Origin of the sequence: Phocicoccus pinnipedialis (genome assembly GCF_903994035.1) — a bacterium.
In the GTDB taxonomy this organism is placed as follows: domain Bacteria; phylum Bacillota; class Bacilli; order Staphylococcales; family Salinicoccaceae; genus Phocicoccus; species Phocicoccus pinnipedialis.
Genome location: NZ_CAJEWB010000005.1, coordinates 164941 through 191460, shown reverse-complemented (window position 1 = coordinate 191460; position 26520 = coordinate 164941). Strand labels below are relative to the sequence as shown.

At 36.3% G+C, this 26520-nt stretch carries 32 protein-coding genes; 15 read left to right on the top strand and 17 right to left on the bottom strand.

The window, feature by feature from the left end; genetic code table 11:
• Positions 1 to 10: 10 nt before the first annotated feature.
• Both rplC and rpsJ read right to left on the bottom strand, forming a co-directional pair.
• A complete protein-coding gene (gene rplC, locus H9D55_RS02670) occupies positions 11 to 667 on the bottom strand; it encodes a 50S ribosomal protein L3 (protein ID WP_186076611.1) in 657 nt (218 codons plus the stop codon).
• Positions 668 to 691: 24 nt separating this feature from the next.
• Positions 692 to 1000, bottom strand: a complete 309-nt coding sequence (rpsJ, locus tag H9D55_RS02665) for a 30S ribosomal protein S10 (RefSeq protein ID WP_186076609.1) — start codon at positions 998 to 1000, stop codon at positions 692 to 694.
• Between the two features lie 70 nt (positions 1001 to 1070).
• Between rpsJ and H9D55_RS08195 the strand changes: the two genes are divergently transcribed.
• The gene (locus H9D55_RS08195; RefSeq protein WP_268883997.1) at positions 1071 to 1199 is read left to right on the top strand and encodes a hypothetical protein; all 129 of its coding nucleotides are present in this window, start codon (positions 1071 to 1073) and stop codon (positions 1197 to 1199) included.
• Positions 1200 to 1295: 96 nt separating this feature from the next.
• On the opposite strand, the gene H9D55_RS02660 is transcribed toward H9D55_RS08195, so the two are convergent.
• Positions 1296 to 2627 (bottom strand): NCS2 family permease, encoded by a 1332-nt coding sequence (locus H9D55_RS02660; protein ID WP_186076607.1) that lies wholly within the window; start codon positions 2625 to 2627, stop codon positions 1296 to 1298.
• A gap of 232 nt (positions 2628 to 2859) precedes the next feature.
• On the opposite strand from H9D55_RS02660, the gene H9D55_RS02655 reads away from it, so the two are divergent.
• The 5 genes from H9D55_RS02655 to H9D55_RS02635 all read left to right on the top strand — a co-directional run bounded on the left by H9D55_RS02655 (position 2860) and on the right by H9D55_RS02635 (position 5530).
• Positions 2860 to 3486 carry a PepSY domain-containing protein gene (locus H9D55_RS02655; protein WP_186076605.1) on the top strand — a complete coding sequence of 209 codons (627 nt, stop codon included), beginning with the start codon at positions 2860 to 2862 and terminating at the stop codon, positions 3484 to 3486.
• Positions 3487 to 3580: 94 nt separating this feature from the next.
• The gene (locus H9D55_RS02650; RefSeq protein ID WP_186076603.1) at positions 3581 to 3763 is read left to right on the top strand and encodes an SE1832 family protein; all 183 of its coding nucleotides are present in this window, start codon (positions 3581 to 3583) and stop codon (positions 3761 to 3763) included.
• Position 3764: 1 nt separating this feature from the next.
• Positions 3765 to 4928, top strand: a complete 1164-nt coding sequence (locus tag H9D55_RS02645) for an MFS transporter (RefSeq protein ID WP_235963086.1) — start codon at positions 3765 to 3767, stop codon at positions 4926 to 4928.
• 74 nt (positions 4929 to 5002) lie between these two features.
• Positions 5003 to 5242, top strand: a complete 240-nt coding sequence (locus H9D55_RS02640) for a hypothetical protein (RefSeq protein ID WP_235963085.1) — start codon at positions 5003 to 5005, stop codon at positions 5240 to 5242.
• 12 nt (positions 5243 to 5254) lie between these two features.
• Positions 5255 to 5530: a hypothetical protein gene (locus tag H9D55_RS02635; RefSeq protein WP_186076601.1), complete on the top strand. Its 276-nt coding sequence runs from the start codon at positions 5255 to 5257 to the stop codon at positions 5528 to 5530.
• 68 nt (positions 5531 to 5598) lie between these two features.
• Here the strand turns inward: H9D55_RS02635 and H9D55_RS02630 are convergent, their stop codons facing one another.
• Entirely contained in the window at positions 5599 to 6843 is a 1245-nt protein-coding gene (locus H9D55_RS02630) for a lipid II:glycine glycyltransferase FemX (RefSeq protein ID WP_186076599.1), read from the bottom strand.
• Positions 6844 to 6901: 58 nt separating this feature from the next.
• Between H9D55_RS02630 and H9D55_RS02625 the strand changes: the two genes are divergently transcribed.
• On the top strand, positions 6902 to 7150 hold the full coding sequence (locus H9D55_RS02625; protein ID WP_186076597.1) for a hypothetical protein: 249 nt from the start codon (positions 6902 to 6904) through the stop codon (positions 7148 to 7150).
• Here the strand turns inward: H9D55_RS02625 and H9D55_RS02620 are convergent.
• Complete coding sequence (locus tag H9D55_RS02620) at positions 7147 to 7992, bottom strand: DUF368 domain-containing protein (RefSeq protein ID WP_186076595.1); 846 nt, start codon at positions 7990 to 7992, stop codon at positions 7147 to 7149. The two genes, H9D55_RS02625 and H9D55_RS02620, sit on opposite strands and share 4 nt — an antisense overlap.
• 140 nt (positions 7993 to 8132) lie before the next feature.
• Here H9D55_RS02620 and H9D55_RS02615 point away from each other — a divergent pair, with 140 nt between their 5' ends.
• Positions 8133 to 9800 carry a Na/Pi cotransporter family protein gene (locus H9D55_RS02615; RefSeq protein ID WP_186076593.1) on the top strand — a complete coding sequence of 556 codons (1668 nt, stop codon included), beginning with the start codon at positions 8133 to 8135 and terminating at the stop codon, positions 9798 to 9800.
• A gap of 75 nt (positions 9801 to 9875) precedes the next feature.
• Here H9D55_RS02615 and H9D55_RS02610 read toward each other — a convergent pair whose 3' ends face one another.
• Positions 9876 to 11150, bottom strand: coding sequence for an L-lactate MFS transporter (locus tag H9D55_RS02610; protein ID WP_186076591.1), 1275 nt, complete (start codon positions 11148 to 11150; stop codon positions 9876 to 9878).
• A gap of 114 nt (positions 11151 to 11264) precedes the next feature.
• Here H9D55_RS02610 and fdhD point away from each other — a divergent pair, with 114 nt between their 5' ends.
• Entirely contained in the window at positions 11265 to 12062 is a 798-nt protein-coding gene (gene fdhD, locus H9D55_RS02605) for a formate dehydrogenase accessory sulfurtransferase FdhD (RefSeq protein ID WP_186076589.1), read from the top strand.
• Between the two features lie 2 nt (positions 12063 to 12064).
• On the opposite strand, the gene H9D55_RS02600 is transcribed toward fdhD, so the two are convergent.
• The 4 genes from H9D55_RS02600 to aroF form a co-directional block, all read right to left on the bottom strand.
• Positions 12065 to 12859 carry an N-acetylglucosaminidase gene (locus H9D55_RS02600; protein ID WP_186076587.1) on the bottom strand — a complete coding sequence of 265 codons (795 nt, stop codon included), beginning with the start codon at positions 12857 to 12859 and terminating at the stop codon, positions 12065 to 12067.
• Between the two features lie 50 nt (positions 12860 to 12909).
• On the bottom strand, positions 12910 to 13089 hold the full coding sequence (locus H9D55_RS02595) for a hypothetical protein (RefSeq protein WP_186076585.1): 180 nt from the start codon (positions 13087 to 13089) through the stop codon (positions 12910 to 12912).
• 290 nt (positions 13090 to 13379) lie between these two features.
• On the bottom strand, positions 13380 to 13655 hold the full coding sequence (locus tag H9D55_RS02590) for a chorismate mutase (RefSeq protein ID WP_186076583.1): 276 nt from the start codon (positions 13653 to 13655) through the stop codon (positions 13380 to 13382).
• Between the two features lie 13 nt (positions 13656 to 13668).
• Entirely contained in the window at positions 13669 to 14691 is a 1023-nt protein-coding gene (aroF, locus tag H9D55_RS02585; protein WP_186076581.1) for a 3-deoxy-7-phosphoheptulonate synthase, read from the bottom strand.
• A gap of 422 nt (positions 14692 to 15113) precedes the next feature.
• Here aroF and H9D55_RS02580 point away from each other — a divergent pair, with 422 nt between their 5' ends.
• Positions 15114 to 15977 (top strand): prephenate dehydrogenase, encoded by an 864-nt coding sequence (locus H9D55_RS02580; RefSeq protein WP_186076579.1) that lies wholly within the window; start codon positions 15114 to 15116, stop codon positions 15975 to 15977.
• Between the two features lie 104 nt (positions 15978 to 16081).
• Here the strand turns inward: H9D55_RS02580 and H9D55_RS02575 are convergent, their stop codons facing one another.
• From H9D55_RS02575 to H9D55_RS02560, 4 genes are all read right to left on the bottom strand, one after another.
• The gene (locus H9D55_RS02575) at positions 16082 to 16921 is read right to left on the bottom strand and encodes a hypothetical protein (protein ID WP_186076577.1); all 840 of its coding nucleotides are present in this window, start codon (positions 16919 to 16921) and stop codon (positions 16082 to 16084) included.
• Positions 16922 to 17067: 146 nt separating this feature from the next.
• The gene (gene mqo / locus H9D55_RS02570; RefSeq protein WP_186076575.1) at positions 17068 to 18543 is read right to left on the bottom strand and encodes a malate dehydrogenase (quinone); all 1476 of its coding nucleotides are present in this window, start codon (positions 18541 to 18543) and stop codon (positions 17068 to 17070) included.
• Positions 18544 to 18643: 100 nt separating this feature from the next.
• Positions 18644 to 18973 (bottom strand): hypothetical protein, encoded by a 330-nt coding sequence (locus H9D55_RS02565; RefSeq protein ID WP_186076573.1) that lies wholly within the window; start codon positions 18971 to 18973, stop codon positions 18644 to 18646.
• Between the two features lie 14 nt (positions 18974 to 18987).
• A complete protein-coding gene (locus tag H9D55_RS02560; protein ID WP_186076571.1) occupies positions 18988 to 19656 on the bottom strand; it encodes an HAD family hydrolase in 669 nt (222 codons plus the stop codon).
• A gap of 94 nt (positions 19657 to 19750) precedes the next feature.
• Here H9D55_RS02560 and H9D55_RS02555 point away from each other — a divergent pair, with 94 nt between their 5' ends.
• The 5 genes from H9D55_RS02555 to nhaC all read left to right on the top strand — a co-directional run bounded on the left by H9D55_RS02555 (position 19751) and on the right by nhaC (position 24351).
• Complete coding sequence (locus H9D55_RS02555; protein WP_186076569.1) at positions 19751 to 20191, top strand: YtoQ family protein; 441 nt, start codon at positions 19751 to 19753, stop codon at positions 20189 to 20191.
• Positions 20192 to 20241: 50 nt separating this feature from the next.
• Positions 20242 to 21237: a YeiH family protein gene (locus H9D55_RS02550; protein ID WP_186076567.1), complete on the top strand. Its 996-nt coding sequence runs from the start codon at positions 20242 to 20244 to the stop codon at positions 21235 to 21237.
• Positions 21238 to 21322: 85 nt separating this feature from the next.
• Positions 21323 to 21673 (top strand): hypothetical protein, encoded by a 351-nt coding sequence (locus H9D55_RS02545; protein WP_186076565.1) that lies wholly within the window; start codon positions 21323 to 21325, stop codon positions 21671 to 21673.
• Positions 21674 to 21778: 105 nt separating this feature from the next.
• A complete protein-coding gene (iadA, locus tag H9D55_RS02540; RefSeq protein ID WP_186076563.1) occupies positions 21779 to 22921 on the top strand; it encodes a beta-aspartyl-peptidase in 1143 nt (380 codons plus the stop codon).
• A gap of 23 nt (positions 22922 to 22944) precedes the next feature.
• The gene (nhaC, locus tag H9D55_RS02535) at positions 22945 to 24351 is read left to right on the top strand and encodes a Na+/H+ antiporter NhaC (RefSeq protein WP_186076561.1); all 1407 of its coding nucleotides are present in this window, start codon (positions 22945 to 22947) and stop codon (positions 24349 to 24351) included.
• Here the strand turns inward: nhaC and H9D55_RS02530 are convergent, their stop codons facing one another.
• The 3 genes from H9D55_RS02530 to H9D55_RS02520 form a co-directional block, all read right to left on the bottom strand.
• Complete coding sequence (locus H9D55_RS02530; protein ID WP_186076559.1) at positions 24352 to 25221, bottom strand: DegV family protein; 870 nt, start codon at positions 25219 to 25221, stop codon at positions 24352 to 24354.
• Positions 25222 to 25339: 118 nt separating this feature from the next.
• The gene (locus H9D55_RS02525; RefSeq protein WP_208454720.1) at positions 25340 to 25687 is read right to left on the bottom strand and encodes an iron chaperone; all 348 of its coding nucleotides are present in this window, start codon (positions 25685 to 25687) and stop codon (positions 25340 to 25342) included.
• A gap of 410 nt (positions 25688 to 26097) precedes the next feature.
• Entirely contained in the window at positions 26098 to 26445 is a 348-nt protein-coding gene (locus tag H9D55_RS02520; RefSeq protein ID WP_186076555.1) for a zinc ribbon domain-containing protein YjdM, read from the bottom strand.
• Positions 26446 to 26520: the final 75 nt, after the last annotated feature.

Below are 26520 nucleotides of genomic sequence, written 5' to 3'. Positions count from 1 at the left end.
CCCTTCCTTATTAGTTAACACCTTTAATTGCTGATTGGATTTTTACGAAACCTTTTTTAGGTCCTGGAACGTTTCCTTTTACAAGGATTACGTTACGTTCTTCGTCAACTCTTACGATCTCTAGGTTTTGAAGAGTTACTTTTTCTCCACCCATACGTCCTGGTAATGCTTTACCTTTTAGAACGTGTCCTGGGTCAACCATACCCATTGAACCTGGTCTTCTGTGGTAACGAGAACCGTGGCTCATAGGTCCGCGGCTTTGACCGTGACGCTTAATGTTACCTTGGAAACCTTTACCTTTAGATGTTCCTGTTACGTCAACGATGTCGCCTGCTACGAATGTATTTACAGAGACTTCTTGACCTACGTCGAATTCATCTACATTTAAATTGCGGAATTCGCGTACGAAGCGCTTAGGAGCAGCACCAGATGCTTTAGCATGTCCAGTTTCTGCTTTATTCGCAAATTTGTTTGTTCTTCTAGATGGTTTGTACTCTTGTTTAGAGTCGAATCCAATTTGGATTGCGTTATATCCATCAACTTCTTCTGTTTTCTTTTGAACGACAACGTTTCCTGCCGCTTCAATTACTGTTACCGGGATTAATTCACCGTTTTCACCGAAAACTTGAGTCATCCCAACTTTTCTACCTAAGATTCCTTTGGTCATCGAAAGTCGCACCTCCTGAAAATTTTATAGTTTAATTTCGATGTCCACACCAGATGGTAAGTTTAAGCCCATTAGAGCATCAACTGTTTTTGGTGTAGGGTTTAAAATGTCGATAAGACGTTTATGCGTACGTTGTTCGAATTGCTCACGTGAATCTTTGTACTTGTGTACTGCACGTAAGATTGTGTATACCGTTCTTTCAGTCGGAAGTGGGATTGGACCCGAAACTTCTGCACCAGAACGTTTAGCTGTTTCAACGATTTTTTCCGCTGATTGATCAAGCACTCTGTGCTCGTACGCTTTTAAACGAATACGAATTTTTTGTTTTGCCATTATTTTACCTCCTCGGTCGCCATCATTAATTGATAGACTTTCTCCACGAAAATTTTCTGTCACACATGCCATGGCAATGCGGCCGGGTGTGTCAGTAACCTCTCGTTTCAGCGATAATCATGCGCGAAGCCATTTCTATCAAGGCTTAGCATCGCATTATGTGAACGAAAAACGTCCACAGTTAAGTCCAACGCTATAAATAATACATGAAAAGAGCGAGAAAATCAAGAGTTAACTTGGATTTTTTCGCTCTTTTTTATAAATTTATTTATTCACTTTGAAAATCGTCATATCATTATAATATAAATATGAAGTAAAGTACAAATATAATTGCTAAAACCCACATTACTGGGTTCACCTGTTTTTTCTTGCCGGCCATCATCAATGTTATTGGATAGAAGATAAAGCCAATAGCAATCCCAGTTGCAATACTATAAGTGAGCGGCATTAATAATACTGTTAAAAATGCGGGTACCGCAATTTCAAATCTTGACCATTCAATACGCGATAGGTTTGAAGCCATTAACGCACCAACGATGATTAATGCTGGAGCAGTTACTTCTGACGTAAACATAACGATCAGTGGTGAGAAAAATATCGCAAGCAAGAATAAGAAAGCCGTTACTACACTTGCAAAACCACTACGCGCTCCTGCTGCAACACCTGCGGTAGACTCTACATATGAAGTAGTTGTTGAAGTACCGAATATTGCACCTGTAATAGTCGCAATTGAATCCGATACAAGCGCACGTCCTGCTCTTGGCAATTTGTTATCTTTAATTAAATTTGCCTGTGAAGCAACACCGACTAATGTCCCTGCTGTATCAAAAAAGTCTACAAATAGGAATGTTAAAACGACTACTAAGAACTGTAAGTTAAAAATTTCTGTTGGGTTTCTAAAAGCTTCAAATGCCGCACCGAATGTTGGAGCGATACTTGGTACTTTACTTACGATTGCTTCTGGCATTGGAAGTAACCCAAATATAAGACCTGCAATTGCCGTCATGATCATACCAATAAAAATCGCGGCTGGTACACGTTTTGCCATTAATACGACCGTAAGTACAATACCAAACACAGCGAGTAATACTGACGAATCATGGAAATCACCCACGCTTACTAACGTGTTTTGATCAGCAACAATAATGCCTGCCCCTTGTAAACCAACGAAAGCAATGAAGAAACCAATCCCAGCACTAACCGCCATCTTCATTTCCATTGGTATGGAGTTAATAACATATTCTCTTAAACCAGATGCAGTCAGAATTACGAACAGAACTCCTGAAACTAAAACGCCTGTTAAACCAGTTTGCCAAGGAATACCCATTCCTAAAACTACAGCGAATGCGAAAAATGCATTCAATCCCATACCTGGTGCAAGTGCGATTGGATATCTCGCATAAACTCCCATGATTAGAGTACCGACAAACGCTGCTAAACATGTTGCAACGAATACTGCATTGATGTCCATGCGCATGCTGTCAGGTACACCATCCACACCAGCAAGTGAAAGCATCGCTGGATTTACCGCTAAAATATACGCCATGGATAGAAACGTTGTAATACCACCAATAGTCTCTTTGCGATAATTGGTGCCGAGTTGTTCAAACTCAAAATATTTCCTCATTCTCTTCTCCTTATCTCATCCACATTATATGAAAGACATTATTATTATTATCTAAGTTCGCATTTATTTTAAACGCTTTTTAAGCATTACGCAATACTTTTTCTCTCATTTCCGAATGATTTCAATGTTTTTTAATAAATCATTCGTGTTTGGTAGCGTTTTAGTCGTGTGCACATTCTTTTAATGATTAAGATATCCTTTTAAGGGTATTCAAAATTTGGGTGATAATTATATGGATAAAAAAATAAGATTAACAGCGTTACTGCTCGCATTGACACTCACACTTGCTGCATGTGGCACGAGTAATTCAGATTCAAAGGTCGATAGCGACACAGTACAAAAAACTGACGAGACAGCTACAGAGACAACAACCGAGACAGATGATGACAGTACAGACAATGATACGGATAAAACATCTTCGTCTGAAATCAACTTGGAATCCTTTGATTCAACAATTGAAGATGCTATTAAAAAGGCTAAGTCAAACTTTGATGGTCAACTTACTGATATTACTTTAGATAATGAGAACAATAAATGGGTATACAAAATTGAGTTAGAAAGTGACACTGAAGAATACGACGTAACATTCGACGTAAATACTCTAGATGTTATTAATCAGGAATCAGAAACTGAAGACGATGATGACGATAATGAATCCTTTAAATATGAAGACCTCGTTACTTTGGAAGAAGCAATTCAAACTGCAAAAAACGAAGTTGATGGGAGAGCTGTTGAAATTAGTACAGAGTGGGACGATGATGTCCTATATTATGAAGTTTCGATCGTAAGCCAAAGCGGTGAAGAAGTTGATGTAATCATCGATGCAAAATCAGGAGACTTTGTAGAAATTGATGACTAAAATAATTAAGACAGCCAATCGGCTGTCTCTTTTTTGTTTAAAACAAGATAATGCATTTATGATATGATAATACTAGTATATAGGAGTGATACATATGGACCTAGAACAAAAACTTAAAGAGTTAAAATATGACTATATCCGTCTGCAGGGTGACCTTGAAAAAATCGAATCTACAGGTCATAGTCCTGAAAAGATGATCGCGAAATTACACGACATTGAAGACGAGATGCGTAATTTAAAAAAAGAAATCCGTGCACGTCAATCATTGGAGGATTAAGATGAAAAATAACTTAATGAAGCATATCGTTTTTATCATGCTCGTGCAGTTTTTAATATATTTTGGATTCAGCATGATTATTCCTGTGATGCCACAGCTGATTGTGGACTATAATGTCAGTACGATGCATCTTGGATTTGTTCTTGCAATCTATTCGATTGCCAGCTTTATTTCAGCACCATTCTTCGGAATTCTGAGTGACAAAACAGGAAGACGTCCCTTACTTATTGGCGGACTACTTATCTTCTCACTGAGCTTCTTCGTATTCGCTGTATTCTCTCATAGCTTAACGATACTTTATATTACTCGTTTCGTTGGTGGTATGGCTTCAGGTGCATTATACACAGCGACGACTTCTATGGTTGCAGACTTGACATCTGTACATGATCGTACGAAGTACATGGGACTTATTGGTATGAGTATGGGGTTCGGATTTGTATTTGGACCCGGTATCGGAGGAATACTCGGTTCAGTAGCGATGAGCATACCATTCTTCATGACCTCAGCCGTCATTTTAGTGGCATTATTTGTAGCATTTCTCTTTATTCAAGAAACATACAAGCCTTCAACTACTGCACCAGGTAAAATCACAATGGCTAAAGAATACTTCATCCAACCCGTAGGCATTTTACTTGTTGCAACATTCTTCGTCATGTTCATGATGAGCGGTATGGAGAGTACGTTTCAATTGCTTGGACAAAAACGAATTAATATCACTCCAGGTCAAATGGGTGTATTATTCTTTATTGGTGGTATTTTTAACGTGATTGTTCAAGGTGGCGTAATTAGAAAATTAAAAGATGGGCAAGAGTATCCAGCAATGATTATTGGTCAGGTACTCGCTCTCATCGCATTCATAATGTTACCGTATATGACAGGTCTCGTTTATGCTGGTATATGTATCGTCCTACTGATGAGCGGTAATGCGCTCGTTAAGACACTGATGACAAGCCAAATTACAAAAGAAGCAATGAGTCATGAAGTTGGAAAATTAACAGCAACAACATATTCACTAGATAGTCTCGGACGTATCGTAGGCCCGATATTCTTTAACTTACTATTCGTTATGTACTACGGATTACCGTTCTATTTCGGCGCACTTATGGTACTTCTATCTACATTCTTTATCTACCAATACTATAGAAAAAGAGGTAATATTGCGTGACTATTTTAACAACCTTACTACTTCTCATGTATTTAACCGTTTCTATGTTTACGATTTTATTTATAAGATCAAAGTTGTTTGATGCCCTTCGCATTGTTTCAGGGATTGTATTCTTGGTAATGATTATTGCGTTTATCTTACCCGTCATTGGAACTGATAAATATCTGATCCTATCTTTAGCGATCGCAATCATTTCATCAATTGAAATCACTTCGTTTAAGCAGTATAAAGGAGACGACAAGCGACTATTTCTTATTCATGCGTTCACAGTTGCGATGAGTCTCGTATTGATTATTCTTTTATTCACGGTCTAGGAGGGGGATTACGTGACACGTGTCATACTTATCTTGCTTTTATTCATTCAGATGTTGTTCTTCATAAACTTCACACTGAATGAAGGCATTTTGTTTTTTAATATTTACATTTGGGTCTCTGTCGCACTCATCTCTATAGTAGCGGGTGCACGAGACTTCATGAAAGAGCAAGTTTCAAGAGAATCTACACAATTACAAGGGTATTTTTCCTTAACGCTCGTGACACTATCTCTGTCTAGCCTCGTATTTGTACTTTATATCGTTGTGACTGAACCCTATTATTTATAACATCCAATCAGGAATTTCCGGTTGGATGTTTTTTCATGAAAAAACACCCTCAGATTAGGGTGTTTCGTTTATTTATTTCTTATTCTATTTAATGCAATCTTCGTTTTTTGTGCTGCCGGAATTGCAATGTTGAGTAAATGATAAACCGGTCTATTTAAGATAAAATCAAACTCTCCGATCTTATTTGACACTTTCGTTCCCCATTGGCTCTTAAACTGCCATAGTCCAAAGTACTCCGATTCTTTATCTGGTGAAACGGACACTCCACCAAAGTCATATGACGTTGCACCATTTTCACGTGCATACTGCATCATATGAAATTGCATATGATGGTTTGGTAGGAAGTCCCTAAAATCATTCGATGAAGCACCATATAAGTAGTACGCTTTTTTACCACTTTGTGCGTAAAGCGCACCAGATAGCACTGCACCTTCTGGATACTCCTCTTCAATCAATTTTGTTTCTTCCACTTGACTGTTCAATTTGTCTAATCGGTTGTTTAAATTCTCAAGTAAATTGGCACGTTTAGTTTCGTCCTTATTCTTCTCTGCCTTCTTAATATCTTTTTGAACTTTCTTTATATCGTTCTCCAGATTTTCACGTACTTCTTTTCCATGAAGTGTAACTAAAAAGAGCTCCATATGACCATTTGGATTTAATGCATCATACATCGATTCAAAGTACGTGATATCACGAGTTAAGAAACCATCACGTTCCCCCGTTATTTTCATAAGTTCGTGGAATACTTTCAGGCCCTCTCGATCACTCTTTATAACCTCTGTTCCTGTTTTTAATGCACGTCGCACCCTAGTACGGTTATTTCTTTCAAAGCTGTTTAAAAGTTCCTTATCCGTTACAGAGATATCCGTGACCATTGTTTGTCGTGGCTGAATCGCATCTTTGCTCATACCATCAACAAATCCATGGTGGATAAAACCAAGGTCTTTAAGAAGCTTGAACGCCGCTTCATTTTCCTCTTCGATATCTGGGTCAATTTTAATGACATATGCATGTTCGTTTTTTGCTTCTTCAATCGCAATCGCAAGAAGTGCTTTCACCGCAAGCGTGTCATGATAATCAACAACAAATCCGCGCGAAATATAGCAGAGTGTATACTTCACTTTCGGTAACTTCTTGAACTGTAACGTTGCTACTCCCTTAATATCCCCGCCATGCCCTACTGCGATACGTTTTGAATACCAACCCGTCAATTCTTTTGAAGTCGCCCAGTCAGAAAGTTGTAATAAGTCTCCATTTGGGTGATTTTCAATAAATTGATTGTGTTCTTTTTCAGTTAAAATCATTTGTTCCATTTAATTCCGCCTTCATATACTTCTTTTTTGATATAATAACAACTGAAAGGTGAGATTTATGAAAAATCTATTCGTTATTTTCTTTATAATTTTTAATGCTTGGAATGCATTTGACATATATATGAACTACGCCCATGATGAGATCATCTCATTATTGAGCATCCGCATCATGGTATTTGTGATTTCTTTTGTACTCTCTGTTATTTACATTATCGTGAAGAGCCCAAAGAGCACCGTGATTTTATCGATTATAAATATAATTGTAGCACTTATTCATGGTTACACGATTTTAGTCACTTATCTTTAAATCGTTTCTTTGTTATTTCGTCTTGAAACGGAGTAACTAAGACCTAGTCCAAATAGGAATAGTATTACAGATAAAACCCACTGCAATCCATTTGTTGGAAAGCCATGGAAAATTGGAAAGCTCGAGCCGAGTAATAATCCAATAATGAATGCGTATGTTAGATACGTATAGTGTGTCAGTAGATAATGAATGAACTTGCTCGCGAATATGATACCAAACATAATTCCAAATCCAGTCGCAAACAATATAGGTAAGACCTCAAAGTTGAAACTTGTAAATTCCGAGATGGCGTAAATGACAATAGGATAGGCACCGAGAATCAGTAAAATTACGGATCCGGATAATCCAGGAAGTACAAGTGCCATTGAGCCTATAAATCCTGCGATGAATAAAAACAGAAGTGCGCTGAATGATGTATCGACCTGCATTACTTCTTGAACCTCAGATTTTACATTGTTCAGAACATACATACCAATAATCGTTAAAAAGATAAGGATATAATGTATCCATTTAAATTCATATTTATAGTTACCGAGTTTAAACATCATTGGTATAACTCCAAAGACAAGTCCTAAAAAGAACCAGTGAATAATAATTGTGTGATTTACTAGAAAATAATTTATAATGGATGACATCGACAGGATTGCGATAGCCATACCTATGATTAGTGGGAATACAAATCCAGCCGCTTTCTTAAAGTCTTTAGTAAATAATTTTTGTATTGAAATAAGTAATTCATCATATATACCGAGTAATAGAGCAAGTGTTCCACTACTAATTCCAGGGACGAGTTCTACAATCCCCATTAGAAAACCTCGGAAAATATTAAGCCATCTAATCATCGTTTTACCTCACATTAAAAATTTAACAGTATTAATTTTATCATAACTACTTGAATTATACTTGTAGAAGTATAATGATATAATAGAAATTGATTAAGATTTCTTGTAAACTATTATTAAAACATTTGGAGGCCCACTTTATGAGCATCTCTCCACTCGAACTATTCATAACATTTATTGGTGGATTAGGGATATTTTTATACGGAATTAAGCAAATGGGTGACGGACTGCAAGCTGCAGCTGGTGACCGTTTGCGCGAGATCTTAAACCGCATGACACAAAATCCAATACGCGGTATCTTTGCTGGTATGTTAGTTACAATTTTAATACAAAGCAGCTCTGGTACAACAGTAATTACCATTGGACTTGTATCTGCTGGTTTTATCACATTGAGACAAGCAATTGGAGTTATTATGGGTGCCAATATTGGTACGACGGTAACTGCGTTTATTATCGGTCTAAATATTGGTGATTATGGTTTGCCAATACTTGCAATTGGTTCATTCATGATTTTCTTCTTTAGCAAACCTGCAATCAATAACTTAGGACGTGTATTCTTTGGTTTTGGTGCACTATTCTTTGGACTTGATTTAATGGGTAATGGTGTAAAACCCCTTGCTGATTTACCATGGTTCACAGACTTAATGTTGCAGATGAGTGATAGCAGCTTTTTAGGTCTAGGTGTCGGACTAATATTAACTCTAATCGTACAGAGTTCAAGTGCAACTATCGCAATTCTACAGAACTTTTACTTGAATGATCTTGTAGATCTAAATGCGGCTCTACCTGTATTACTTGGTGATAATATTGGTACTACAATTACAGCAATACTTGCTGCGCTTGTCGGATCACTTGCAGCAAAACGTGCGGCAGCTGTTCATGTTATTTTTAACGTTATTGGTGCAATTATTTTTATGATACTCATGCCATTATTCATTTGGTATGTAGGAACACTGGAAACGCTCCTACATCTTAACAAACCAATGACAATCGCATTTGCACATGCATCATATAATATTATTAACACACTGATTCAATTGCCATTCATAGGCGTCTTAGCTTGGATAGTTACAAAAGTTGTTCCTGGCCAAGACCTGTCAGAAGACTATAAGCCTAACCTTCTAGATCCGATTCTGATGAAACAATCGCCACAACTTGCGATTCAAAGTGCTCAAACGGAGGTTCAAAACTTAAGTAATCTCGTTTCAAATACATTCTCTGATCTTAAAGAATATGTCGAAAATGGTGATTTGAAAGTATATCGACGCGTAAAAGAAAAGGTACAGTTAACGGATAACATTCAAGAAAGCATTCGTAAATATCTTATGAAAATGAATGAAGTTGAAAACAGTCGTCAAGCAGATACTGAAAATTTAGCAGCATTACTTGAAATTACCCGATTATTAACTAAAGCATCACATTTAACTGGTAATTTTGCCGAGAATTATCATAAGAAAAATGAATCTGAAATTATATTATCAGACGATGCAAAACTCGGAGTAGAAACTCTGATGCATCATATTGAACGTATTCTCAGACTTACTTCTGAATCTATTGATATCTACGACCCAAGTGGCCTAGAACAAGTGATTCAGCTCGGTAATCAGTCACATAGAATTGAAAACAAACTTCGTCGAGATCATGTTGAACGACTAAACAATGGTACATGCTCACCAGACTCTGGTGCTATGTATGCAGAACTCATTAGTGACTTAGAACGTATCGGCTATAATGCAAGAAACATATCCGAAACGATTCTCTATACTACAAGAGAAGAGCTACCTGATGAACTCATCGTATATGATTAAAATAAAAGCGTGTGACTGTAGTCACACGCTTTTTTGTGCAAAAAACTACCCGTATTTATACGGGTAGTTTTTATATTAAGAGGTAACAGGAGCAGTTTCATTCTTGTTTCCTTGTATTGTTTCAGATTCTGCTTTTATCTTTTTAATATCTTGGCGAATAAGTATTGAAATCACAAGCGCGACTACAAAGAATGCAACGAATAGGTATAGCGTTAAGTTATAGCTATTTGTAGCTTCGCGAACTTTTGATACAATAAATGGTCCAACGAGTCCCGCCATTGCCCATGCTGTTAGAATGTATCCATGAATGGCTCCAAGTTGCTTTGTTCCGAATAGGTCAGCAATGTATGCTGGAATTGCTGAGAACCCTCCACCATAACAGCTAATCATAATAAATAGCATTAACATGAATAAAAGTGCGTTCGATGTGAATGGCAAGAGCGCAAAAATAACAATCTGTAAAATAAAGAATGTTGTGTAAAGATTCGGACGTCCGATGTAATCCGAGATTGTTGCCCAGATTAAACGACCTCCACCATTGAACACTCCCATGATACCTACCATTACCGCAGCTGCTGCTGGTGTAAGTCCAGCAACTTCTTGCCCCATTGGACTCGCAACCGCAAGTATCGCAATACCACAAGTCACGTTAATGAATAACATAAACCATAAAAAATAGAATCTACGTGTCTTGATTGCTTCGTTCGCGAGGAGCTGTACGTAGTCTTTTTTGACTGTTGTAGTTTTATTTAAATCAAGGCCTTTTGGATGATAACCATCAGCGGGTTTTTCTAAATACAGACTCGCGCAAATCATGATGACAAAATACACTGAAGCCATTATGTAAAATGTATTTGAAATACCTACTGAATTGATAAGACTGCTCATCACTGGGCTTGCGATCATCGCAGCAAAACCGAATCCCATAATCGCGAGACCTGTTGCCATACCACGACGGTCAGGAAACCACTTAACTAGTGTCGATACTGGAGTGATATACCCGATGCCAAGACCGATTCCTCCAAGTACTCCATAACCGAGATATAATAAATATAAATTTTCAATCGAAACTGCAAAACCAGAGAGAGCTAAACCCGAAGCGAAAAAGAGAGTGGAGATTAAACCGGATTTTCTGGGTCCGTGCTTTTCTACAAAGTGTCCCATAAAGGCCGCAGAGACCCCTAAAAAGAATATAGCGATGCTAAAAATGAGCGACACTTCACTGAGCGTCCAACCGATTTCTTCTTGAAGCGGGCTAGTAAATACACTCCATGCATACACTGAACCAATTGAGATATGTAACCCAACGCCTGCAAGTGCAATTAACCAACGATTTTTTGTTTTAGTCATAAAACTCCTCCTTAAGTCAAAAACACTGTAAAATAGTGTTATAGAAATTTGTTTATGTTTGTTAAGGGAATTATATTATTAATATAGGAAATTTTCAATAAATTTTAGGAGTTTATGCAAATGGACATTATTACTAACAAAACTATAACAAGATTTAGTGCGGGTGACTTCTTAGAGGATACAGACATAATGGCTGTAGAATTTCCGCTAACCATCTATATTAATGACGTAGAATTTGCAACTTTAGTATGCACCCCCGATTATCTTGAAGATCTTGTTATCGGATTTTTAGCATCAGAAGGTGTGATTCGTACGTTCAGTGATATCATTTCAATGAATATCGACGACCGCAGTGGATTCTGTCATATTGAATCAAAACGAGATATTGATCCGAACTACTTTACATTCACAAAACGCGTGCTCGGTTCATGTTGTGGTAAGAGTAGACAATTCTACTTCCAAAACGACATGCAGATGTCTAAAGTTTCTGCTGCAAAAGTGACTTTAACACCAAGACAAGTAATGACACTTCAAAGAGAACTGCAAGAATCTTCAGACACGTTCAAAGAAACCGGTGCGATACACAATGCGTGCATCGCATCACCAGATGGCCTAATCATACATCGTGGGGATATTGGTCGTCATAACGCTCTGGACAAGCTTTACGGTTATTGCTTACGTAATAACATTACTGTACATGATAAAATCCTCGTATTCAGCGGTCGTATTTCCTCGGAAATTTTAACCAAAGCATCAAAGATCGGCGTCGGAGTTGTACTTTCTAAAGCAGCAGCAACAGACCTTGCAATTGATCTTGCTGATGACTTGAATATCACGGCGATTGGGTTTATTAGAAGAGGATCATTCAATATATATAGCCACCCTTGGCGCATCAAAAAAGAGGCGGAGTAAAATTACTCTGCCTCTTCCTTATACATGTGATCCTCTTTTATTGCTGGTTGTAATGAGAGTTCATCATAGAATACATCCATATTACGTGCGATAGATCCTGCCCAGTGTATATCTGTCGCATACAGGTGCGTCCCAGGATTCTCAGGATTCCATCTCATCTTATATAACGTGTTTTGATCATTTTCTAAATAATTATCACGAATAAACTTCGCGCCACCCTTGATTGCACGTTCAGGTGAGTTCCAGTTTCCTCGTTTTGCGAAACTTGAGCCTTCTTTTACCGCCGCATGGTCAAATGCACCAATTCCAAAAAAGTTATAATACTTTTCATCGTTAACGGTAATTCCTTTCGCAAGTTCAGAATGACCGTTCCCTGTTTCAATCAGTGCGTGTGCAATCAAATAAACTGCACTCACATCATATTCTGTTTCCGCCTCAATGAAATACTTTCCAGTACCCTCTAAAATACCTTTACCTTCAAGAAGCTTGTTCGCTTCATCTGCAGTGATATTTGTATCTTTATCAATACGGATAAATTCAAACATATTTCTGTTATCAACATTCATTGCGTCTCGGATATCCTCAGGGCTTCCTGGTACAAGGTATCCATATTCATCAAATCGTAAGTCTTCAGTTCCGTTGTTTAACTGTCTTTCTAGTGCTTCTTCAAATGTATACATTGGTTCAGTCTCCTTTTTAACGAGCGCCTGCATCGAGATAACAAACGCGAGTAGGAACAGTGCGATGACCACAAGTAAGAAAATTACTTGGACGTGCGGTAGATTTAATTTTTTCATACTATCCTTCCAAATAAAACAAGACTGACATCGTCAGTCTCGGTGATTTATTAATCTTCATATAAGGCTTCTTCTAGTGCTAATAACTTTTTCTGGGTCGTTCCGTCAAGATCAGTAATTGATATTTTCTTGTCGAGTAAATCCTTCGTTGTCTCAATCGGCAAATCAATAGCTTGACTGATTTGATATGTAGTGAGATGACCGTTTAGAATCTTTAAGTCAGTTTTCATACTATCTCATCCTAAATGTACTAATTTAATCAAATTATACAGTGCTTTTGAGAAAAATCAACACTTTTATATTTAGAATTATTTGGAAAAGACAATTCTTAGTAGTTAACTACGGACAATTGAGTAGCGGAAATCATTTGACAATTATCGAGCGTGTGGTAAATAATACGAACGTGAAGCCTGGTAGATCTACAGACATCTCCTCTTTAATAAATAGCTTAGCAATCAGTACCAAGTATACATCGTATTATTTTGAATCACTTAAATAGACAAAAAAGAACACATACAAGTTAAATACTTTGTATGTGTTCTTTTTGGATTTTGCGTGAGATCTTCATTAATTCTTTAAAAAATTTCTCTGCATGAGCATCGAACTCATGGCACGATAATCTGTTCACATTATTTTTGACAACTTCTTGTTCTCTAACTTTGTCAAAAATTTTGATATTTTTCTTACTTTTATAAGCTGCAATTTCTTTACAGATTTTCATTCGGTCTTCGAATAACTCTACAAGGGACGCATCAATTTTATTAATTTCAATTCTCAATTCCTCATGTTTTGTCATTGGAATCACCACCCTATTTTTGAATAATCGTTTTGCCTTCAATTTCGAGTAACATGTTTATTGTAATCATAAGCTCTTTGAATTCTGCTGGTGTTAAGCATTGTTGACCGTCACTCCATGCTTTTTCAGGGTTTTGGTGTACTTCAATTTGCATACCATTAGCACCTGACATTACTGCGGCTTTTGCCATAGAAGGAATGAGGTAACGCACACCTGCTGCGTGTGATGGATCGACAACGATTGGTAAATGTGATTCTTTTTGAATCACAGGTACAGCTTGAATATCTAATGTGTTACGCGTTGCTGTTTCGAATGTACGGATACCACGTTCACAGAAGATTACATTATTGTTTCCGCCTGCCATGATGTATTCGGCACTCATTAACCATTCTTCGTAAGTCGCTGACATGCCACGCTTTAATAAAATAGGTTTATTGGTTTGTCCAAGTGCTTTAAGTAAATCGTAGTTCTGCATATTACGTGCTCCAACTTGGATACAGTCCACCATGTCGACAAATATATCTATGTGCTCTGTACCCATTAACTCTGAAACAATTGGTAATCCTGTTTCTTCTTTTGCTATGTTTAAAATGCGTAATCCTTCAATTCCAAGTCCTTGGAAACTGTATGGTGATGTTCTTGGTTTAAACGCACCACCACGTAGTGTGTTTGCTCCTGCTTCTTTTAATAATTTAGCAAGTTCCACTGTGTCTTCTTCGTTTTCAACAGAACATGGACCTGCACACATCATGAAGTTAGAACCACCGATTTTTACACCATCGACATCGATAATACTGTCTTTTTCATGAAATTGTCTGTTAGCTTTCTTGTATGGCGCTGAGATTCTGTACACCCCATCTACTATCTGATATTTTTTCAATGTATTGACATCAACTTGAGACAGATCTCCGATTAGACCAAGTACAGTACGTACATCGCCTACTGATGTGTGAACTCGAAGACCAAGTGACTGAATTGCTCCGATCAGTTCCTCAATTTGTGCCTCTGTTGCATTGTTTGATATATGAATAATCATAGTGCTTCCTCCTAAATTATAAAACAATATAAAAAAACTACCACCTATAAAATTAATAAGTGGTAGTTGGGTATATAAAAAAATCAGATACGTTCACCTAGCCACTTATTTCGCAATAATGGCTAGCATTACAAAAATCTTCAGCCATCATTGATACAAACTTGTATCGTTTGTACTCAATGATGAATACAAACGGTATCAGTAATAGCCAAAGTAAAATCGATTTACATTATTGAGTTGAGTAATATTTAAATTCAACATAAAAATCGCCTTCTCTATAATGTGTTGAATTGAATTATAAACACATAATTTATACTTGTCAAACAAATTGGAAAGTTTTTTAAATATATTAACTATTTTGAAATTTGATTAAATTTTAATCAATCTATAAAATAAGTGTATCAATCATTCGGAGGTAAGCTATGAATGTAGTAATCGTAGGGCTTGGAAATATTGGTGGGTCCTTTGCTAAGTCCATCAGACATTCGTTTAAAGATTATAATATATATGCAATAGATATTAATGTAGATACGCTTAGAGAAGCGGAAAAACTTGATATAATCAATAAAGGTTATACCGATTTTAAAGAAATAATACCTGAAGCGGATCTTGTTATTTTCTCGGTATATCCAATGACTTTAAAGAATATGGTAGAAAGTTATGCGCCATATTTCAAGCCAAACGCGATTTTAACAGATGTGACTGGTGTAAAGGAAAGTATTATTGCAGAGATAGAACCGTTACTTCATAGTAAAATCGATTTTGTGTTTGGACATCCGATGGCGGGACGTGAGAGTCGTGGACTTGGTTTTTCAAGCCGTGACATATTTCAAAATGCAAACTACATTATCACACCAACTAAGAAAAATAAACATGAGAATATAATGTTTCTTGAGAATTTCGTAAAAAAACTTGGCTTTGGTAACGTTTCTAAGGTCACACCAGAATTTCATGATGAAGTCATTGGGTTTACATCGCAACTCGCACACGTTATTGCTGTATCACTTATCAATAGTGACGATATAGAGCGTAACTCTAAGCGTTATACCGGCGATAGTTACCGTGATTTGACACGTATTACAAATATAAATGAAAAGCTGTGGCCAGAATTATTTTTAATGAATAAGAATCATCTGTTGCGTCATATTACATTGTTCAAAGATGAAATAGAACGTATGGAAGATGCTATTAGAACGAATGATATCCAGAAGATGGAGAGGATGATGGTAGAGTCGAAGAGACGCTATCACGATTTACATGATTTGGAATATAATCCGGAAGATTAGTGGATTATACCGTTGATTCAATCTTTAACACGATATTATAAAATCTATTGATGAATTAAACAAAAGGCATGTTACCCGACTTTCAAGTAACATGCCCTCTTTATTTAATTTCCGAACAGTCTTGCAAAGAATCCTTTTTTCTTTGGTTCTTCAACTGGACGTGTTTGTTCTGGTATTTTAGTTTGTGTATCTTCATTCGTTTTTATCGTCTCTTTGTTGTCTTCAGGTACTTCGATTGCTTCCATCGGATCTTCATACTTACTCATATCAATATTTGATGAGGTTTCTGATTTCTCTTCTTCAGCTGTTTCTGTAGATTCTTCTGTTCCTTTCATATCTCCAGTTGTATTAGCTTCGCTAGAGTCAGATTTTGTCTCTATTTCACGTGATTTTTCTTCTTCAACTGTCGTTTCAGTAGACGCTGTCACTTGTTGAGTTTTTTCATTCTGAGGTTCTGTCTGTTCCTTAATTTCTTCCATTTGAGTAGAAATTAATTTTTGTTCGTTCCCCACCTCTAAAATACGTGCATCGTATTCTTCTAATCTCGATACAAGGTGGCTCACGTTTTCTCTTAGAACAATATTTTCTTGGCGCATTTCGTCTAGTTTAACTAAAACTTTTTCTAATACCTTTAGAATGTCTTCATTTGTTCCTCTGTTATCGTCAGTATCGATTTCATTTTTTGAAACAATCTCATCTAAGTTTTTCATGATTTCATCGGCAGCAAGTTCAAGTGTGAAGCCTGGCGTTTTTGACGTTCGAATCATTTCGTTTAGAACGCTCACATCATTTTGTGAAAACAGACGTCTCTGGTGCTCATCTTTAGCAACATCGTATCCACGCTCTTCTAGCATACGAACATATTTACGTACGTTCTGATCCGAAAGTTCTACCATATCAGTCACTTGTGCTGTAGTATAATAAATTTGATTTTGTTGACTCATAATCGGTACTCCTTTACATAATAACACTATATATAACGCTAGGCGTTACGTTAACTTATCTTATTATATCACGTTTTTAAAGACTTTCCACATAAAAATAACACTATGTGATATTACACTGCATCACATAGTGTTGTTTAGGAATATTAATTTAATTTGAGGGTTTTACGTACATCTTTATCAATCTTCTTAAAGAGTTCTTTGTTTTCTGCTAACGCTTGTCCATATGATGGAATCATTTCAGTTAGTTGGTCTTCCCATGAAGAGTACTGTTCTGGGAATGACTGTTTTAATACATTTAGCATTGCGCTAGTCGCTGTTGAAGCTCCTGGTGAAGCACCGAGTAATGCTGCTACAGAACCGTCTTCTGAAACGATAACCTCTGTACCAAACATTAATGTGCCTTTACCTTTATCAGTATCTTTAATGACTTGAACGCGTTGACCAGCTACAGCTATTCTCCAGTCGCTAGATTTAGCTTCAGGAACAAATTCACGCAATGCATCGATTCTTTGTTCTTCGCTTAACATCAATTCACCAATAAGGTATTTAGTTAAGCTCATTTCTTTCACACCAGCAGCCATCATAGTTAAGAGGTTGTTTGCTTTTAGTGAACCGAACAAGTCGAAGTATGAACCCTCTTTTAAGAACTTAGGCGTAAATCCAGCGAATGGTCCAAATAATAGTGACTTTTTACCGTCGATATAGCGTGTGTCAAGGTGTGGTACTGACATTGGTGGTGCACCAACTTTTGCTTTACCATAAACTTTACCGTCATGTTTATTTGCTATTTCTTCATCATCACATACTAGGAATAAGCCGCTTACTGGAAAACCACCAATATTTTTAGACTCAGGAATCTTAGTTTTTTGTAGTAATGGTAGACTTGCTCCACCTGCACCGATAAACACAAAATCAGCAATATGGAATTCTACTGCATCTGATGATAAATCTAAAACTTTAATTTCCCACTTACCGTTATCCATACGCTTTATTGATTTTACTTCATGCCCGTAAGAAAGCATAGCTCCGCTTTCTTCTAAATTATCGAATAACTGTGTTGTCAGTGATCCAAAGTTCACATCTGTACCTTTATCAGAAAATGTTGCTGCAATCTTTTCATCATAAGTACGACCTTCCATCATTAATGGAATCCATTCTTTTAATACTTCTCTATCGTCTGTAAACTCCATTCCTTCAAACAATGGATTAGTACTCATTAATTCTTGTCTTCTTCTTAAAAAGTCCACGTTCTCTTCACCTTCTACAAAGCTCAAGTGTGGAACTGAATTAATGAATTCTTCAGGATTTGAAAGTTTGTTTTCATTCACTAAATATGACCAATACTGAAGCGATACTTGGAATTGCTCATTCACATTGATTGCCTTAGTCATATCAATATTTTTGTTCTCATCTTCAGAAGTGTAGTTTAGCTCGCATAATGCAGCATGTCCTGTGCCAGCGTTATTCCATGGGTTCGTACTTTCTCGAGCAGGTTCATCAAGTTTTTCGAACATCTTAATATTCCAGTTAGGCTCTAATTCACTGATCAGTGTACCAAGAGTTGCACTCATAATACCGCCACCGATTAAGACGATTTCTTTTCTGTCATTTGTACTCATTAAAATCGAAACTCCTTAGTATATTTTAATATCTTCAATTATACGCTTCATATGTAAACTATAAAAGCGTTAACAGCATTTAATTGTCTTACTTGTATGATTAGTTTAATTTATCTTTAACATAAGTTACGAATGCGTTCGTATCTCCATCTTCAATATTAACCATTACGATTTTTCCCATTCCATCAGGGAACTCAATAAAGAGTCCTTTATCATTTATATATACGTCTATAATATCCGCATATGAAAATACACGTCTGTATTCCTCGCCCATCATATCTACGTTCATGATAATGCGTTCGTTAGTCGTAATATATGCGCCTTTAAACTCAGTCTGATCTCCAACTTTATAAATGAGTGTTCCAAGTACAGAAGGTCCGAATGACTCTGTTGGATACAGCTCACTAGAACTGATTTTATTTAAACTCATAATATCTCCTCTAACTATTTATTCTTTGATATGATTTCCCAGTTGTTTGCCTCCGCAATCTTAGTAAGTGAGTTATCCGGATAAACCGCAACTGGTTCACCTACTAGGTTCAACATGCTCAAATCTGAGAGGCTATCGCTATATGCTTGACTATTATGCCAGTCAACATTTTTACCTTTAAAATGAGTTCTAATAAGTTCAATCTTCTTCGTTCCAAAGACACGTTTGAATGGTTGTTTTGTATCTACTTTATTATTTTCATAATTCACAGTAGAACCAATGATGTGATCGAACTTGTTTGGGAAAAGTGCTTCTAACAGTGGTGTAAATGCGCCAGAAATTAAAATTGTGTAGTAATCATTATTTCTTAGCTCATCAATACGTTCTAGAATTTCTTCACGCAACTCTTTTCTCATGTCCTCTGCTACTATCTTAAAGAAATCTTCTAAATCTTCTTTGGACATTCCTTTAAATGCGTGCACGTATGATTCCAATGCTTTAAACTGCATTTTTAGTTTAGGGACGAGTCTCAACTTGTATCCAAAATAACTTGGTGCAAATCTCACTACAAAATGCTTATAATATTTTTTATATTTAGGATTGTCTCTCATGTGTAATCTGAGTGTCTCAAATGTTTCATGAGGGTAAATCGTTCCGTCGAAATCAAATAAAGCTATCCTCATATATCTTTTCCCCTTATCAATCTATCGTCTATCATTTTATCATAAATTAAAAAAGGTATATAGTATTAAGCAGTACACATTTAGGAGGAATATTATGGAACTAACAGTATATCTTGCAGGTGAAATTCACACACCTTGGCGTGATGAGATAAAAACACTCGTTTCTAAAAAAGGATTGCCAATTTCATTTGTCTCTCCACAGACAAATCATAATTTTTCTGATGAAATAGGCGCTCAAATCTTGGGTGAACAACCAAATAAGTATTACCATGATAATGCTGCTTCAAGCATCAATAATTTACGCACAGAAATCATGCTAAAAAAATCTGACATTGTAATCGCGTTATTTGGTGAAGAATATAAGCAGTGGAATACAGCTATGGATGCCTCAAGCGCTGTTGCACATGGTAAGCCACTCATTATAATTCGACCAGAAACACTGATTCATCCACTAAAAGAGTTATCAAACAAAGCAAATGTTGTATGTGAATCTGTTGAACAAGCTGTACGCGTGTTAGAATACATTTATAAGTAAAACTACTCCCTAATATAGGGAGTCTTTTTATTAATGGAGGTGCATTTCTGATGGCAGAAAAAAGTGTCAACACAAGATTTTTCCTAGGTGTTTTATTTACATTTGTTATTGCATTGGTCAGCTATCTATTAGCATCGCTTCCAGTAATTAGTAGCGTTGGCGCTCTGGCAGTTGCGATCATTATTTCTATCATCTATAGAAACACGATCGGTTATCCAATACTACTTCAAAGTGGTATTCAATTCTCAGCAAAAAAATTACTGCGTGCTGCAATTATTCTCTATGGGTTAAAACTTAACCTATATATCATTTTTAATGAGGGTCTGACTCTACTTATCTTTGGCGTATTCGTAATAATGTTCAGCATTGGTCTGATGATGCTTCTAAACAAATACTTAAAAGGCAACAAGAGCATCGCTTTTCTACTTGGTGTGGGAACTGGTATTTGTGGCGCTTCAGCAATTGCAGCAGTTAGCTCAATACTCGATTCAGATGAAGAAGATACAGCCATCAGTGTCGGAATTATTGCACTTATTGGCACAGCATTTGCACTCACTTATTCATTTCTTTACCCTACATTGAAAGTCAGTAATACCGTTTTCGGCATTTGGGCTGGAATCAGTATTCATGAAATTGCACAAGTGGTTCTTGCAGCAGGTACTGGTGGTGATAATGCGATGGCGTTCGCACTTCTAGCTAAACTTGGACGTGTGTTCTTACTCATCCCAGTATCGTTTATCATTTACTACTTTGTTCAAAAAAATTCTAAGACATCTTCTAGCAAAACAAACGTAGATATTCCATATTTCTTATTTGGATTTTTATTACTTGCGATTTTCAATACATTTATTACAATACCCGATAATATTCTTATTTATATCGACCAGATCGCACGTTTCTTAATGATCATGGCAATGGTTGGACTTGGTTTAAATGTATCGTTACAAGCATTGTTGTCTAAAGCAACTAAACCAATGATTGCAGTGTTTGTAACGTCGTTACTAATTTCTGTTATAACACTATTAGTAACAATTGTTATATACTAATCATCTTACTATGAGCGTTTACCTTTTAATAAAAAAGATAATTGTTATATAATGAGTCATAACTTTATTTCGAAAGGGAGATATTATGTTTCGATATTTAACAAATCTATATGTTGCAAAAAACGTCTTCGAAAATGGGATGAGTAAAGTAGAAGCTAATGGTGAAATGGGAGAAGATTTCGAAAAACATTTTAATGTTAATGCCAACCAAATGAAAGTTGCAGGATATTTTGAAGCGATTGGTTCTGTTCTACTTGGTCTATCTTTCTTAAGTAAAACGTTCGGACGTCTTGGTTCATTCATGGTCGGTTCAGTAACTAGTGTTGCGACACTGAAACACTTTTTAGCAGGTGACGGATATAAAGGGGCAAAAGCCGCAATGACACTTGCAGCTCTTTCCATTGCGAGCTTTTTAAGTACATTTCGTAAGAATTAATTAATACGTATACACGCATAATATGCGTGTTTTTTTATTTTTTATAGATAATTCACGAAATTTCGTTTATCATTAACATAACTAAAATTTATAAAGGATGATAACATGTTTAAAGTTTTAGAAAATGCAGAAGTATTCTCTCCATCGTACAAGGGAAGACATTCCGTACTTTTACTCAATGATAAAATCATTAAAATAGGTGAAATTGATATTGAAAAATTGAGATCTATAGACCTTCCTATTGAAATATATGACGCTAAACAAAATATCGTTACACCTGGAATTGTTGAGCCACACATTCATCTTCTAGGTGGCGGTGGCGAAAGTGGCTTTCACACACGGACTCCTGAGTCCAAAATTACAGAAATTGTGTCTGGTGGAATTACAACAGTTGTGGGCCTGATTGGTACTGATGGTATTACACGTCCGTTATCCGCGTTACTTGCGAAAACACGCGCACTTGAAACTGAAGGAATCACTGCATATATGTATACAGGTAACTATCATCTTCCAGTTGCGACACTTACTGGATCTATCAAAGAGGATATAACTTTTATAGATAAAATCATCGGTACTGCTGAAATTGCAATCAATGATTTCAGATCGTCAATTCCTACTGAAGAAGAACTCGCTAGAATTATTGCGGATACTACAGTAGCTGGTATGCTCGCACAAAAAGCAGGTGTGACACACTTTCATGTCGGCGGTGGTAAGCATGGTCTGAAAATACTGCATGACGTTATTGAAAAATATGATGTTAAACCACAAGATATATATGTTACTCATATTGATCGTACAACGACTTTACTTGAAGATGCGATGGAGCTGGCAAAGACTGGTGCTTACATCGATATAACGGCAAGCGATACGACAAAGGATAGCGTTAATTTATATAAGGCAATGGGAGGAGATATGTCGCGTCTAACCATTTCAACTGATGGTTATGGTAGCCTTCCCGAGTTTGATAGTAACGGAAATCTTATTGGATATGGCGTTGCGAAACCAACGACAACTCTTGAACAAATTCAAAAATTACTACGTGATGGTGGCGATATCCAGGAAATCATCTCTCTCGTGACAAGTAACGTTGCACGCGTACTTAAATTGAACCAAAAAGGCCGTCTAGAAGAGAATCGTGATGCAGACATCATGATTTTAAATAGAGATACCTTTGAACTCGAAGGTCTTCTAGCACGTGGAAATTGGATGATTAAAGACAAGAAAATAATTGTTAAAGATACATTTTAAAATACAGAATCTGAGGTAGTTATATGAACAAAGAATTAAGCCGTTTTGAAGCATTTCTCCCAATTATATTTATGATGTTATTACTTGGTATCGGTTATGGCATTTTTTCTCTAAACCCCGAACCATTACTTATTTTAGCGGCACTTTTTACTGGATTAATTGGAATTAAGAATGGATATACATGGAGCGATATGGAATCTGCTATACAAGATAAGTTCAGAATGGCGCTACCCGCTATTCTCATTCTTGTATCTATCGGATTACTAATTGCACTTTGGATGGCAGCTGGTATCATTCCAATGTTTATCTATTATGGGATTCAGTTGATTAGCCCTAAATTTATTATCGCAATCTCATTTATTATTGCCGCTTTAATTTCCACTGTTACTGGTACGTCCTGGGGATCGGTTGGAACCGTTGGAGTTGCGCTTATGGCGATTGCAAGCACACTTGATGCTAACCTTGCAGCAACGGCGGGTTCGATTATCGCAGGTGCATATTTCGGTGATAAACTTTCTCCACTTTCAGATACAACGAACTTAGCACCAATTGCTGCAGGTTCAAATCTTTATGAGCATATTAAGCACATGTTTTGGACGACCATCCCAGCGGCAATTCTGTCGCTAATCGTTTATTTAATTGTTGGAATGAATGCAAAAAGTAACGTTTACGTATCGAATGAAAAAATTGATGTTATGCTTACATATTTGAGTGAACATTTTTCATTCAATATATTACTCCTTATTCCACCGTTACTTATCTTATTTGGAGCGTTGAAAAAATTACCAACGCTACCAATAATCATAATGAGTTCAATAACTGCAGCAATTCTCGCAATTATTTTCCAAGGTGCAGCCGTACAAGATCTATTCACCATTGCTGTGTCTGGATTTGAGATCAGCTATATCGATAATGTCGATACAGCACCTGCAGATATTGTTAGATTACTTACTCAAGGTGGTCTTGCTTCGATGACTGGTGTATTACTCATTGCATTCTGTGCGTTCTCATTCGCTGGCATAATGACTGCGATAGGAGCGTTAGACGTTATTATTGAAACACTCCTTCTCATCGTAAAAAGGGTTGGAGATTTGATTCTTGCGACAGTATTATCTGGAATTATAATGGCTATCGTTACAGGAAGTTCATATCTATCGATAATCATTCCAGCAGAAATGTATCGTAAGTCATACCAAAAATTTAACTTAAAAATGAAAAACCTGTCTAGAACTACAGAAGACGCTGGAACAGTAGTTGTTCCAATCATTCCATGGTCAAGTGCTGGAGTGTTTATGGCTACAACACTTGGCGTCTCCACAATTGAATATCTCCCATGGGCTATAGTTTGTTACTCTGGGTTTATCTTTGCAATCATATATGGCTATACTGGCATAGGTATTGCTTATGAAGACGAAAAGACAGCTGATTGATCAGCTGTCTTTTCTTGGTATAAATGCAAGTCCAATACATCCATAACCACCATGAACTCCTAGAACTGGTCCTAGGTAGAACGTTTGATAGTTTAAACTCGGATATTTTTCTTTAAATTTTTCTATTATGTTTGTTGCTAAAGCTTCATTATCACCGTGAATTACAACAACATCAAGCTTCTCTTTAAATTTCGTAGCCATTTCTACTAGTACATCTTGTAACTTTTGCACAACACGTTTGTCTGTACGCACTTTGTCGAACAATTTAACGCCGAGTTCATCATCAAACATCATGATTGGTCGAATACGTAATAAAGTCCCAATCGCTGCAGATGTAGCACTAAGTCGTCCGCCTTTAACTAGGTTTTTTAGATCCTTCACTGTCAAATAAGTATCTTGGTTTTTAGCAACCCATTCTAAGTTTTCTACAACTTCTTTATGTGACAAGCCCGCTTCAAGCATGTTCATTGATTGTTCAACCATGCTTCCTATTACATAAGATGTACTTGATGAATTTACGAGATACGTATTAATCTTATCTTCGAATTCATCCATGATCATGCGACATGTTTGAAAAGTACCACTAAGTTTTTTACTAAGTAGTATACCTATAACATCTGTATACCCTTTTTCAATGATTTCCTCAAAAACTTCATAAAATTGATTGGGTGTCGGTTGTGACGATGATGGAGGTACTTTTTCTTCCTTCAAACGAGCGTAGTACTGTTTTACTTTATTCTCGTCTTTTGTATCTTCGAACACATCACCATTTTCAAATATCACGCTCAGATTCACTAAAAAAATATCGGGATGATCTCTGTATTCTTCTTTTAAGTCAGCAGTGCTGTCTATAATATATGCTGTCTTCATAATTCTCCTCCAATGTTAATGGTCAGACCACTTGTGATTATAATACAAAAGCACATGTCTGTATAGTATAAACGTTACTCATTTTCTTTAGGCATCCAAAACGATGTGTCATCTTTTCTTATTTCTCTCTTATAATCAATGATTTTTTTAAAAAATCATACGGGATTACATCTGTCCATAGAATTTTAACAAACATCATAGTCGTCTTGAACCCGAGTTCATGTGCCTTATTTTCAAACTTACGCATCGGAGTATATTCCGACGCTACAGAAAAGTGTGGTTTAGCAATATTTAAACCGATGATAAACTTACCGTCTTCTAAAAACATCGGTTGATTCCACTTGTAAACAAGCTCAAGTTCAGGATACTCTTCTTTTATCCAATTAACTACGTGCTTAAATGTTTGTTTATCTTCTTCATATGTAATCTTATTGTAAAATGTGTTTAACTTTTCTTCTAAAGTCATCATTCCACCTTACTATACCTTAATAATTCACCCTTATTGAGTGACTATTCTTAACATTAATTATAGAGATTTTCATACTATTTTAATAGCGAAACGGTTTTTTTAAGAGTATAAATCTTGAAAATATATTTGAAGAATATCCACGATGCATACATTTAGTACTTGAAGAAATTAAGGTTGGTCATCAGTTAGAGCAAGCTAAACTGATCGCTTTTACTTAGGATATTAGAAAAGTGAAGATTTCGCCTGATGAGAGTCACAGAAAAACAAATACCACCATCGATTCTGATTTTGAAATATGTGTTATATGACTGTTTATATTTAGACTAAGAGAAGGTTGATTCGAAGAAATGGAATTAAAAGATAAAACACTATTAAATGAAATATAAGAGAAGCGAGAAACGCTTCTCTTATATTTTTTTAACAAATTCAGATTTGAGCTTCATTTGCCCGAACCCTGGAATCTTACAGTCAATATCATGACCATCCACTGGTTCAACTAACTTTATGTTTTTAATGTTAGTACCTTGTTTGATTGAAGATGATGAACCTTTAACTTTTAAATCTTTTATTACAGTAATGGAATCTCCATCATTTAAAATTGTGCCATGCGCATCTTTAACGAGCATTGCTTCTTCCTTTTCTTGTTGCGACTCTTTCGTCCATTCATGGCCACACATAGGACATACGTATGATTGTCCATCTTCATAAGTGTATTCTTGTCCACACTCAGGACATGCTGGTAGTAATGTACTCATTTTCCAATTCCTCCATACAATAATGATAATATTATAACATAGTTGCATATATATTTATATTATTAAAATTTAAAT